The 10,945-nt window shown below is 63.4% G+C and carries 10 protein-coding genes and 1 pseudogene; 3 read left to right on the forward strand and 8 right to left on the reverse strand.

Annotation, left to right across the window (positions count from 1 at the left end; genetic code table 11):
- Position 1: 1 nt before the first annotated feature.
- The 3 genes from DMX12_RS26475 to DMX12_RS26485 all read right to left on the reverse strand — a co-directional run bounded on the left by DMX12_RS26475 (position 2) and on the right by DMX12_RS26485 (position 1,993).
- Positions 2-934: a rhodanese-related sulfurtransferase gene (locus DMX12_RS26475; RefSeq protein ID WP_009686013.1), complete on the reverse strand. Its 933-nt coding sequence runs from the start codon at positions 932-934 to the stop codon at positions 2-4.
- A 227-nt stretch (positions 935-1,161) separates the two neighbouring features.
- Positions 1,162-1,458, reverse strand: a complete 297-nt coding sequence (locus tag DMX12_RS26480) for a BolA family transcriptional regulator (protein WP_110679875.1) — start codon at positions 1,456-1,458, stop codon at positions 1,162-1,164.
- 10 nt (positions 1,459-1,468) lie between these two features.
- Entirely contained in the window at positions 1,469-1,993 is a 525-nt protein-coding gene (locus DMX12_RS26485) for a DUF2059 domain-containing protein (protein WP_009686015.1), read from the reverse strand.
- 154 nt (positions 1,994-2,147) lie between these two features.
- On the opposite strand from DMX12_RS26485, the gene DMX12_RS26490 reads away from it, so the two are divergent.
- On the forward strand, positions 2,148-3,542 hold the full coding sequence (locus DMX12_RS26490; protein ID WP_009686016.1) for a class II fumarate hydratase: 1,395 nt from the start codon (positions 2,148-2,150) through the stop codon (positions 3,540-3,542).
- Positions 3,543-4,003: 461 nt separating this feature from the next.
- Here the strand turns inward: DMX12_RS26490 and DMX12_RS26495 are convergent, their stop codons facing one another.
- Both DMX12_RS26495 and pap read right to left on the reverse strand, forming a co-directional pair.
- Complete coding sequence (locus DMX12_RS26495) at positions 4,004-4,966, reverse strand: DMT family transporter (protein WP_054912801.1); 963 nt, start codon at positions 4,964-4,966, stop codon at positions 4,004-4,006.
- Between the two features lie 134 nt (positions 4,967-5,100).
- On the reverse strand, positions 5,101-6,594 hold the full coding sequence (gene pap / locus DMX12_RS26500) for a polyphosphate:AMP phosphotransferase (protein WP_009681696.1): 1,494 nt from the start codon (positions 6,592-6,594) through the stop codon (positions 5,101-5,103).
- Positions 6,595-6,837: 243 nt separating this feature from the next.
- Here pap and mnmC point away from each other — a divergent pair.
- Both mnmC and DMX12_RS26510 read left to right on the forward strand, forming a co-directional pair.
- Positions 6,838-8,806, forward strand: a pseudogene (gene mnmC / locus DMX12_RS26505) (bifunctional tRNA (5-methylaminomethyl-2-thiouridine)(34)-methyltransferase MnmD/FAD-dependent 5-carboxymethylaminomethyl-2-thiouridine(34) oxidoreductase MnmC).
- Positions 8,807-9,262: 456 nt separating this feature from the next.
- Positions 9,263-9,787, forward strand: coding sequence for a hypothetical protein (locus DMX12_RS26510; protein ID WP_110679876.1), 525 nt, complete (start codon positions 9,263-9,265; stop codon positions 9,785-9,787).
- Between the two features lie 2 nt (positions 9,788-9,789).
- Here DMX12_RS26510 and DMX12_RS30090 read toward each other — a convergent pair whose 3' ends face one another.
- From DMX12_RS30090 to DMX12_RS26525, 3 genes are read right to left on the reverse strand one after another with little or no spacing between them, the layout of a single operon-like run.
- The gene (locus DMX12_RS30090; protein WP_110679877.1) at positions 9,790-10,074 is read right to left on the reverse strand and encodes a hypothetical protein; all 285 of its coding nucleotides are present in this window, start codon (positions 10,072-10,074) and stop codon (positions 9,790-9,792) included.
- The gene (locus DMX12_RS26520) at positions 10,071-10,433 is read right to left on the reverse strand and encodes a hypothetical protein (RefSeq protein ID WP_102082347.1); all 363 of its coding nucleotides are present in this window, start codon (positions 10,431-10,433) and stop codon (positions 10,071-10,073) included. The genes DMX12_RS30090 and DMX12_RS26520 overlap by 4 nt, the downstream gene beginning before the upstream one ends.
- The gene (locus DMX12_RS26525; RefSeq protein WP_110679878.1) at positions 10,430-10,867 is read right to left on the reverse strand and encodes a structural protein P5; all 438 of its coding nucleotides are present in this window, start codon (positions 10,865-10,867) and stop codon (positions 10,430-10,432) included. The genes DMX12_RS26520 and DMX12_RS26525 overlap by 4 nt, the downstream gene beginning before the upstream one ends.
- Between the last annotated feature and the right edge of the window lie 78 nt (positions 10,868-10,945).

Below are 10,945 nucleotides of genomic sequence, written 5' to 3' on the forward strand. Positions count from 1 at the left end.
ATCAGGCCTCGGCTTTGTAGTTGTAACCGATCGGGTGCGGCAGGTTGCGCGCCTTGGCCAGCTCGATCTGCTTCTGCCGGTCGATGGCGCTGCGGCGGGTCTTTTCGCTCAGGGTGTCCCAGCAATGCGGGCAGCTGACACCTGGCGAATAGTGCTCGGACGCGCGCTCCTGGGCATTGATCGGGTGGCGGCAGGCGTGGCACTGGTCGTACTCGCCCTCGCTCAGGTCATGGCGCACCGTGACGCGGTTGTCGAAGACGAAGCAGTCACCATCCCACAGGCTTTGTTCCTGAGGCACTTCCTCGAAGTACTTCAGGATGCCGCCCTTGAGATGATAGACCTCCTCGAAGCCTTCACCGAGCATATAGCTGGAGGCTTTTTCGCAGCGGATGCCGCCGGTGCAGAACATGGCTACCTTCTTGTGCTTGCTGGGGTCGAAGTTGGCCTTGATGTACTCGGGGAACTCGCGGAAGGTTTCGGTCTTGGGGTCGATGGCGCCCTTGAAGGTGCCGATGGCCACTTCGTAGTCGTTGCGGGTGTCGATCAGCAGCACTTCCGGGTCGCTGATCAGGGCGTTCCAGTCCTTGGGCTCGACGTAGGTGCCCACGGCCTGGTTGGGGTCCACGCCGGGCACACCGAGGGTGACGATCTCTTTCTTGAGCTTGACCTTGGTGCGGTAGAACGGCTGTTCGTCGCAGTACGACTCTTTATGGTCGACATCGACCAGGCGTGGGTCGCTGCGCAGCCAGGCCAGCAGGCCGTCGATGCCTTCGCGGGTGGCCGACACGGTGCCGTTGATGCCCTCATGGGCCAGCAGCAGGGTGCCCTTGACCTGGTTGTCGAGCATGGCTTTGAGCAGTGGCTCGCGCAACTCGACGTAGTCTTGCAGGGTAACGAACTTGTACAGCGCCGCGACGACGATGGCTTGGGACATGAAGCAGGTTCTCCAGGTGGTTGCCCTCGTAAGGGGCGGACCGGGTTTGACGGTGTGGCAAAAAAACAGGGGGCGCTTTGCGCCCCTTTCGCGACACAAGGCCGCTCCTACAGGGACCGCACCCGCCATCAGGCTGTGCAGTCGCTGTAGCAGCGGCCTCGTGTCGCGAAAGGGCCGCAAAGCGGCCCCCGGATCTTGCAGGATTCTACCAGAACAACAGCAAGGTTTCAGTGCCCGCCGCCGGCGCATACCGGCGAGGCCGGTACAGCGCCGACCTTGGCCCACTCTTCGCCGGTGTAGGTATGAATGGCCAGGGCGTGGATCTGGCCCATCAGCTCACCCATGGTGGCGTACACCTTCTGGTGGCGCTTGACGCTGTTCAACCCGGCAAACTGCTCGCTGACGATCACTGCCTTGTAGTGGGTCTCCTGACCACGACTGTGCATGTGGCTTTCATCGAGCACTTGCAGGTGTTGCGGCGCCAGGCTGGCCAGCTGCTGTTCGATACGCTGTTGCATGGTCATTGCGGCTTACTCACTTCTTCGCTGGGGCGGCGGCCTTGCCAGCGTTCGGGTCCAGCTCTTTGGTCATGTCTTCGAGCAGCTTGTTCACCACCGGTACGGCCGGCTCGAGGCTCTGCTGGGTCAGCTGCGCCGACTGCTGGGTGACCTTGGGCATTTCGCGCAACACTTTCTTGCCCAGCGGCGACTCGTAGAACTTGACCAGGTCCTTGAGTTCCTGCTCGGTGAAGGTCTGGGTGTACAGGTCTACCATCTTCGGCTTCAGCTTGTTCCAGCCAATGGCGTTGTCCAGCGCGGCGTTGGCCTTGGCCTGGTAGCTTTCCAGCACCGGCTGCTTGCTGGCCGGGGCTTTGGTCTGGGCGAAGCGCTGGGCGAACATCTGCTGGACCTGCATGTACACCGGGGTGCCCAACTTGTCGGCGTTGGCCAGGGTCAGGAATTTCTCGGCAGCAGCGTTGTGGCTGGCGGTGGCAGCGAGTACCTGGCCGCTGGCGCAAACCAGGGCAACGGCGGCACAAAGGACACGGAGACGGGTCATTGCATTTCCTTCAGAGAGAGGGAGGCGGGTACCTCAGAGTAGAGCATTCTGCGCCGTGGTAGCGCGGTGCTCAAGTGGCACGACGAGCGACTGAACCGCTCGGTCGAATCAAGGCCTAAACTGCGAATTCGAACTACACAGGAGTGAGTACAGAATGAGCCGTATCGAGACAGACAGCCTGGGCCCGGTCGAAGTTCCTGAGCACGCCTACTGGGGTGCGCAGACCCAGCGTTCGCTGATCAACTTCGCCATCGGCAAGGAACGCATGCCGCTCGCGGTGGTGCACGCCCTGGCGCTGATCAAGAAGGCCGCGGCACGCGTCAACGACCGCAATGGCGACCTGCCGGCCGACATCGCCCGGCTGATCGAACAGGCCGCCGACGAGGTGCTGGCGGGCAAGCACGACGACCAGTTCCCGCTGGTCGTCTGGCAGACGGGCAGCGGCACCCAAAGCAACATGAACGTCAACGAGGTGATTGCCGGGCGGGCCAACGAACTGGCAGGCCAGGGCCGGGGCGGCAAAACGCCCGTGCACCCCAACGACCATGTCAACCGCTCGCAAAGCTCCAACGACTGCTTCCCGACCGCCATGCACATTGCCGCGGCGCAGGCCGTGCAGGAAAAACTGCTGCCTGCCATCGGCGAACTGTCGGCCGGGCTGGCCGAACTGGCGGCGCGGCACAACAAACTGGTCAAGACCGGCCGCACGCACATGATGGATGCCACGCCGATCACCTTCGGCCAGGAGGTATCGGCCTTTGTTGCCCAGTTGGATTACGCCCAACGCGCCATTCGTGCCACCCTGCCGGCCGTGTGCGAACTGGCCCAGGGCGGTACCGCCGTGGGCACCGGGCTGAATGCCCCGCACGGGTTTGCCGAAGCCATTGCCGCCGAACTGGCAGCAGAGTCCGGGCTGCCGTTCGTCACCGCGCCAAACAAGTTCGCCGCCCTGGCCGGCCATGAACCGCTGACCAGCCTGGCCGGCGCGCTGAAAACCCTGGCAGTGGCCCTGATGAAAATCGCCAACGACCTGCGCCTGCTGGGCTCCGGGCCGCGTGCCGGGTTGGCCGAGGTACGCCTGCCGGCCAACGAGCCGGGCAGCTCGATCATGCCGGGCAAGGTCAACCCTACCCAGTGCGAGGCGCTGTCGATGCTGGCGTGCCAGGTATTGGGCAACGATGCGGCGATCGGCTTTGCCGCCAGCCAGGGGCATTTGCAGTTGAACGTGTTCAAGCCGGTGATCATCCACAACCTGTTGCAGTCGGTCGAGTTGCTGGCCGATGGCTGCCGCAACTTCCAGCAGCACTGCGTGGCGGGTATCGAGCCCGACGCCCAGCAGATGGCCGCACACCTGGAACGCGGGTTGATGCTGGTGACCGCGTTGAACCCGCACATCGGTTATGACAAAGCCGCGGAGATCGCCAAGAAGGCCTACAGCGAAGGCAAGACCCTGAGGGAGGCCGCGCTGGAGTTGAAGTACCTGACCAATGAGCAGTTCGACCAGTGGGTAAGGCCGGAGAACATGCTGGCACCGGGTGGTAAAGGCTAAATTATTGATTGCCTGTACTGGCCCCATCGCTGGCAAGCCAGCTCCCACAGGGATCGCCTTAGGGCTCACAGGTGTTTGCCACAAGGTATGGCAGCGCCTGTGAGATCGAGCGCCGCCCGCGCGGCGCAATCGCGAGCTGCGCTCGCTCCTACGTTTGTTTCGGGCCAGTAACGCCTGTGACAGGCGCGCGCGGCCGCATTGTTTGTACGGCGCGATATTGAGGCATGCACCAAGGCGTCCGCGCGCGAATCCCACAGGAATAATTGGCCCGAAACAAACGTAGGAGCGAGCGCAGCTCGCGATTGCGCCGCGCGGGCGGCGCTCGATCTCACAGGCGCTGAAGATGCTGCTCCGGCTACCCTTGCCAGGAACCATAGAATCTCCCACAGGGTGCGCAATGCGCAGGCCTGAGGTAACCCCTGTGGGAGCTGGCTTGCCAGCGATGGGGCCAGTACAGGCGATCAAGGGACCTGGGCCAACCGCGCCCTGCGGGCCCGCCAGCCGGCCACCAGCGATGGCCCCAACGCCACCAGGGCCGAGCCGAACACCACCGTCACCGCCCCCACATAGCCCAGCGCATTGATGTCTTCAGCGTGCACATAGTCAGGCCATACCAGCGCCGCCAGCGCCACTGCAACAAAAGTCACCAGCGGCGTCAGTGCCAGCGTGGCACTCACCCGTGATGCCTCCCAGTGCGCCAGCGCTTCGGCGAACGCGCCATAAGCCACCAGGGTATTCAGGCAGCACGCCAGCAACAGCCAGCCCTGCACCGGGGTCAGTTGCAACGCCTGCAGCGGGTGCACCCAAGGCGTGAGCAGCGCGGCGCAACTGAGGTATATCACCATCATGACCTGCTGCGAATGCCACACCGTCAACAACTGCTTCTGGCTCAGCGCATAGAACACCCAGATGCTGGTGGCCAGCAATATGGTCAGCACACCCGTGGTGTAGGCCCCCAGCGAGGTCAGCAGTTCGTCCAGGCGCTGGTTGAAGAACAGGCCAAACCCCGCCAGCAGCACCAGCAGCCCTACACCCTGCCCCAGGCTGAAACGCTCACGGAATACGAACACACTGGCCACCAGCAACAACACCGGGCCAATCTGCACCACCAACTGTGCAGTACCTGGGCTTAGCAGGTTGAGCCCGATCAGGTACAGCACGTAGTTGCCCATCAAGCCGAAGACCGCAACGGCCACCAAGCCCTTGCCCTTTGCTGGCAGTTTACGAATGGAGGGCAATCGCCGCTGGGCCGCCAGCCAGGCAAACAGCAGGCCGCCCGAGACCAGCAAGCGGTACCAGGTGACGGTGATCGGGTCGACCACTTGCAGCACCTGCTTGAGCTTGATCGGCAGAATGCCCCAGAGCAGCGCCGTCAAGAGTGCCAGGAACAGGCCATAGCCCCAGCGGCCGGAAGTGGTATGCATAAAGTCCTCGATCAAGCCCGTGGTGGCGATTGCTTGATTCTACGGGCTTGCTGAGTAGGTGCGGGGGAACGTGCCGAGAAAAGAATTCATCAGGTCATTCTTTTGCAGCATGGCTTGAGGCCAAACCCGGCAATCTACTTCTTGTGCTTGGCAAACGCCGCCTCAAGCGCCTCGTTGATGGTGCGCAGCACCTTCACCCGGGCCCAGCGCTTGTCGTTGGCCTCTACCAATGTCCATGGCGCAATCTCGCTGCTGGTACGGTCGACCATGTCCCCCACGGCCTGGGCGTAGTCATCCCATTTGTCCCGGTTGCGCCAGTCATCCTCGGTGATCTTGTAGCGCTTGAACGGGATCTGCTCGCGCTCTTCGAAGCGCTCCAGCTGGGTCTGCTGGTCGATGGCCAGCCAGAATTTGACCAACACCACCCCGGCGTTCACCAACTGTTCCTCGAAATCATTGATCTCGCTGTAGGCGCGCATCCAGTCAGCCGGCGTGCAGAACCCCTCTACCCGCTCCACCAGCACCCGGCCATACCAGGAGCGGTCGAAAATGGTGAACTTGCCCCGCGCCGGAATGTGCCGCCAGAAGCGCCACAGGTAAGGCTGCGCGCGCTCTTCTTCGGTGGGCGCGGCAATCGGCACGATACGGTACTGGCGCGGGTCCAGCGCAGCGGCCACCCGGCGGATGGCCCCGCCTTTGCCGGCAGCATCGTTGCCTTCGAACACCGCCACCAAGGCATGGCGGCGCATGCGCTTGTCCCGCAGCAGCCCGGCAAGGCGGGCCTGCTCGGTCACCAGTTGCTCCTGGTAATCGGCCTTGTCCAGGCGCACGCTCAAGTCCAGCGCCCCCAGCAGGCTGCGGTCATCGATGCTACGCCCCAATGGGGCCACGTTCCCCTGGTGCTTGCCCTTGGGGTTGTTGGCCAGCGCGGCCTGCAAGCTTTCCAGCAGGATGCGCCCCACCGCCAGGCTACGGTAGTTGGGGTCGACCCCCTCGACGATGTGCCACGGTGCATAATCGCGGCTGGTGCGGCGCAGCACGCGCTCGCCAAAGCGTACGAAGCGGTCGTAGGTTTTCGACTGCTGCCAGTCCAGCGGGCTGATTTTCCAGCTGTGCAACGGGTCGTCCTTCAGCGATTTCAGGCGCGCCTTCATCTGTTTCTTGGACAGGTGGAACCAGAACTTGATGATCAGCGCACCTTCGTCGCAGAGCATTTGCTCCAGGCGTTCGGCCCCGGTGATGGCCTGGTCGAGCACGGCATCCTTGAGCACCCCGTGCACCCGCCCCTGCAGCATCTGGCTGTACCAGTTGCCAAAAAACACGCCCATCCGCCCCTTCGGCGGCAAGGCCCGCCAGTAGCGCCATGCCGGCGGCCGGGCCAGCTCTTCGTCGGTCTGCTGGTCGAAGGTCAGCACATCGATCATGCGCGGGTCCATCCACTCGTTCAGCAGCTTTACCGTCTCACCCTTGCCAGCGCCTTCAACGCCGTTGATCAGCACGATCACCGGGAAGCGCGCCTGCTGCTTGAGTTCGTACTGGGCTTCGAGCAGGGCCTCGCGCAACGCGGGCACCTCGGCGTCGTAAGCCTCCTTGTCGATGCTGTGGCCGATTTCGGCGGATTCGAACATGCATGGGCTCCTTCAATGGATAACCAAGACTAGCGGAATTCGAAGCTGCAAGCTGCAAGTGGCAAGTGGCAAGTGGCAAGTGGCAAGTGGCAAGTGGCAAGCTGCAAGCTGCAAGCTGCAAGCTGCAAGCTGCAAGAAAACGTAAGCCATGCCACCATCTGCTTTTTCTAGCCACTTGCGACTTGCCACTTGCGACTTGCGACTTGCCACTTGCGACTGCCACTCATCTCCAGCGAACCAGCCATGCCTGAATCCACCCTTCTCCAGCACGCCCAGATCGACTGGGACGACCAGGGCCGCCCCCATTCGCGGCAGTACGACGACGTCTATTTCGCGGTCAACGAAGGCATCGAAGAAACCAAGCATGTGTTCCTCGGCCAGACCCGCCTGGCCGAACGCTTCGCCAACCTGCCAGCACACAGCAGCCTGGTGATCGGCGAGACCGGCTTTGGCACCGGCATGAACTTCTTCTGCGCGTGGCAATTGTTCGACCAGCACGCGCCCAGCGGTGCACGCCTGCATTTCGTCAGTGTCGAAAAGTACCCCCTGGGCGCTGCCGACATGGCCCGCGCCGTACGCCTGTGGCCGGAGCTCGCCGCCTACACCGAGCCGCTGCTGGCCCAGTATGTGGCGGTGCACCCCGGCTTTCAGCAGTTCACCTTCGCCGAAGGCCGGGTCACCCTGACCCTGCTGATCGGCGATGTGCTGGCGCAGCTGCCGCAACTCGATGCACAGGTCGACGTGTGGTTCCTCGACGGCTTCGCCCCGGCCAAGAACCCCGACATGTGGACCCCGCAGCTGTTCGCCCAGCTGGCGCGGCTGTCCCACGCCGGGACAGTGCTGGGCACCTTCACCACCACCGGCTGGGTGCGCCGCAGCCTGGTCGAAGCGGGCTTTGCCATGAAGAAGGTGCCGGGCATCGGCAAAAAGTGGGAAGTGATGAGCGGCGCCTACGTCGGCGCCCTGCCCGCCCCAGGCGCCCCCTGGTATGCGCCCGCCCGCCACGCCGGGCCCGCGCCAGGCGCTGGTGATCGGCGCCGGGCTCGCCGGCAGCGCCAGCGCGGCCAGCCTGGCCCGGCGTGGCTGGCAGGTGACCGTGCTGGAACGCCATGCCGCCCCCGCGCAGGAAGCCTCGGGCAACCCGCAGGGGGTGCTGTACCTCAAGCTATCCGCCCATGGCACGGCGTTGTCACAGCTGATCCTGTCCGGCTTCGGCTACACCCGGCGCCAGCTCGAACGCCTGCAGCGGGGCCAGGACTGGGATGCCTGCGGCGTGCTGCAACTGGCGTTCGACGCCAAGGAAGCCGAGCGCCAGGGCAAACTGGCTGGCGCGTTCGACCACGACCTGCTGCACGCGCTGCAACGTACCGAGGCCGAAGCCGTCGCCGGGGTCGCCCTGCCGGCTGGCGGGCTGTTCTACCCCGAAGGCGGCTGGGTCCACCCGCCTGCCCTGTGCCAGCAGCAGTTGCAGCACCCTGGTATCCGGCTGGTGACCCACCAGGAAGTCATCGAGCTGCGCAAAGTGGCTGACCAGTGGCAAGCCTGGGCCGGCGAGCGCCTGCTGGTCAGCGCGCCGGTGGTGATTCTGGCCGCAGCCGCCGAGGTCCGCCGCTTCGACGCCTGTGCCGGGTTGCCGCTCAAGCGCATCCGCGGCCAGATCACCCGCTTGCCGGCCACCGCCGGCAGCCGGGCACTGCGCACCGTGGTGTGCGCCGAGGGCTACGTGGCACCGCCGCGTGGTGATGAACATACCCTGGGCGCGAGCTTTGATTTCAACAGTGACAACCTGGCGCCGACGGTGGCCGAACACCAGGGCAACCTGGCGTTGCTGGACGAGATATCGACCGACCTGGCACAACGCCTGGGCGTGGCAACGCTGAACCCTGAGCACCTGCAAGGGCGGGCGGCATTCCGCTGCACCAGCCCGGATTACCTACCGATTGTCGGGCCGCTGGCCGATGCACAGGCGTTTGCCGACACCTACGCGGTACTGGCGCGTGATGCGCGGCAGGTGCCGCAAGCCCCTTGTCCCTGGCTGGGCGGGCTTTATGTGAACAGCGGGCATGGCTCGCGCGGGTTGATCACTGCCCCATTGAGTGGGGAACTGCTGGCCGCGTGGGTGTGCGGGGAGCCGCTGCCGGTGCCTCAAAGGGTGGCGCAGGCTTGCCATCCTAACCGGTTCGCCCTGCGCAAGCTGATACGGGGCAAGTGATGGAGCCGGGGGCTGCGGTGCAGCCCGATCGCGACACAGGGCCGTTCCGGCAAGGCAAAACCGGTGTCGCGATTGGGCAGAAAAGCGTCGCAGGCCGCAGCCGCATATAACAGATTGTTCTAAAACTCTCATAAAGCACATAGGTCAGTTCCTTAAGGTGCCCTAATCCGGGGCATCACCTCCCCAACGGAAAAACCGGTAAGGACTTATGTGCGGATTAGCAGGAGTATTGGGAAAGGGGCGTTTAAAGGCTTTCAGGGGCCATAAAACCCCCTGATTCCCCCATAAAAAACCTGTTTTGGTACAAAAAGTGGTACGCGCAATCCGCACCAACTAGTTCCCCGCCCTTCCGAACCAACTCCCCCAAGTCTTGTGATAGATTCGATGTAAATCAAGCTTGCCAAGGTAGGCCAAGCAACAACCACTGAGGGTGTTATGTCCGTTCCAAGAGCTGTGATGAGAACGATTGAAGCTGATTTACATGCCGTCGCAGTCCTTACCTACAACGGCTGCGACATACATGCCCTATCGCTGATGTACAGCTCAATAGACAAGATGGCTTGGCTTTCAAGCGCCAGTATCGACCACGGTCGCAAGGAATTCATGGCATGGGTCGATGATTATTTTTTGCCGGGGTTCGCCTCGCCGCTTGCTGCTGTCGACATTTACGCAGCGCGCTGCGGCTTTCTTCATGCTGGTACGGCCGAGTCGAAGCTCTACCGAGACAGCAAAGCGAAGCAAATTATCAACCCTACAGGCCCTCGAAGGCCTCAAGCGGAAGTTGAGGCAGAGGTGCATTTGACGCTTCCTAAGCTGGGCCTTGCGCCGGGCAACGTCGTGGTGGTGCAGTGCATTGACTTTACCGAGCAGTGGATCGAGGCGATGCGACGGTTCACTGATGCCATCGAGGCGGATACTAACCTCCAGGCCCTCACAAAACAGAGGGCCGAACCCCAACTATCCATCTTCCCGGCCGGTTAAAATCATCTACAACCATCGATAGCTGCGACGAGTTGCCGCTCGTACCCAATTCGCTGCCGTCTTTCCGCCAGCAATGCCCTCACCTTCACCTCCAGGCTGTCGGTCTTTCGCAGGCCGGCGGCCGCCCAGAGTGGTACCGCCACGTCAGGCGCCCGGCAAGGCACCTGCACAGGGACCTCTACACGAATGTACTGGACGTCTGGCCCGACCTTCCCTGCGCAGGCGGCGAGCAGAGCGGTGCCTGCGAGCAACCCCACCCCTCGCAGGAATTGGTCAGCGAAGTTCATAGGCCAAGCTCCTTGTCGATGATCGATGTGGCAGCCGCGCATTGGTCGCCACCAGTACGCTCCTGTTGCAGACGGTTCGCCGCGGCATAGTCCGCCTGGGCCTGCTTCCCCGCCTCTTTCACGGCCACCTCGGCCCTGGCCTGTCGCTCGTTCGCGGCCAGGGTTAGGTCGCCCAGGGCCTTCCCCTGCTCTGTGGCCAGGCCGGCGAGGTTGTCCCGGGCCGCCTTACAGGTGATCGCCTCGTCCTGTACGGCATCCAGCGTCGGGCGGAAATGGTTGGTGGTGGCCCAGGAGCCAACCACCATGCCCAGCAGGATCAGCAGGCCGGCTCCTGCAGTTCGCGCCAACCAGGCCTTCATGCCAGCGCCCTCCGCACGCCTTCATCAATGATCCCCGGCGGGTACGGGTTGCCGCCGTTTTCGTGGATGATGATGCTGACTACCATCCATTTCAGCGTGGCCGGGTTTCGGATGTCGATCGTATCGGTAGTGCGTACACCGATGCGCTTGGCCACAGCTGCGGCGTAGGCCTGGGTGTCGTTCTCGTTGCTCGGTGCCCACCGGTTGATGGTTTCGAGCACGGTGTCGATGCCCTTCCCGCCCACGCCGGGCATGCCGTCCTTGCCCCGGTAGTTGATCAGCAGCTTGCCCAGGGCGCGGATGCCGTTCTCTGGCGTGTCGAAGATGGCGAAGCGGCCACCAGGCTCCTTGCCGATCTGGCCCTGCCAGTCGTTGCGCGGGTTGAAATCGATGTTCCCTGGGTTGTTATTGCGGACGCCGCGGGGTGTGGTCATAGGTTTTCTCCAGGCGAAAAAAAGCCCGCGCTGGGCGGGCTGGAGACTAGGGCGAGTTGCATTCATGGCAGTGGCCTG

Origin of the sequence: Pseudomonas sp. MB-090624, from assembly GCF_003205245.1 — a bacterium.
Lineage (GTDB): Bacteria > Pseudomonadota > Gammaproteobacteria > Pseudomonadales > Pseudomonadaceae > Aquipseudomonas > Aquipseudomonas juntendi.

Excerpts from the sequence above, each read along its gene's own strand:
- DMX12_RS26490 (WP_009686016.1), top strand. The coding sequence starts at position 2,148 with ATGAGCCGTATCGAGACAGACAGCCTGGGCCCGGTCGAAGTTCCTGAG.
- DMX12_RS26520 (WP_102082347.1), bottom strand. The coding sequence starts at position 10,433 with ATGAAGGCCTGGTTGGCGCGAACTGCAGGAGCCGGCCTGCTGATCCTG.
- pap (WP_009681696.1), bottom strand. The coding sequence starts at position 6,594 with ATGTTCGAATCCGCCGAAATCGGCCACAGCATCGACAAGGAGGCTTAC.
- DMX12_RS30090 (WP_110679877.1), bottom strand. The coding sequence starts at position 10,074 with ATGAACTTCGCTGACCAATTCCTGCGAGGGGTGGGGTTGCTCGCAGGC.
- DMX12_RS26485 (WP_009686015.1), bottom strand. The coding sequence starts at position 1,993 with ATGACCCGTCTCCGTGTCCTTTGTGCCGCCGTTGCCCTGGTTTGCGCC.
- DMX12_RS26475 (WP_009686013.1), bottom strand. The coding sequence starts at position 934 with ATGTCCCAAGCCATCGTCGTCGCGGCGCTGTACAAGTTCGTTACCCTG.
- DMX12_RS26510 (WP_110679876.1), top strand. The coding sequence starts at position 9,263 with ATGAGAACGATTGAAGCTGATTTACATGCCGTCGCAGTCCTTACCTAC.
- DMX12_RS26480 (WP_110679875.1), bottom strand. The coding sequence starts at position 1,458 with ATGACCATGCAACAGCGTATCGAACAGCAGCTGGCCAGCCTGGCGCCG.
- DMX12_RS26495 (WP_054912801.1), bottom strand. The coding sequence starts at position 4,966 with ATGCATACCACTTCCGGCCGCTGGGGCTATGGCCTGTTCCTGGCACTC.
- DMX12_RS26525 (WP_110679878.1), bottom strand. The coding sequence starts at position 10,867 with ATGACCACACCCCGCGGCGTCCGCAATAACAACCCAGGGAACATCGAT.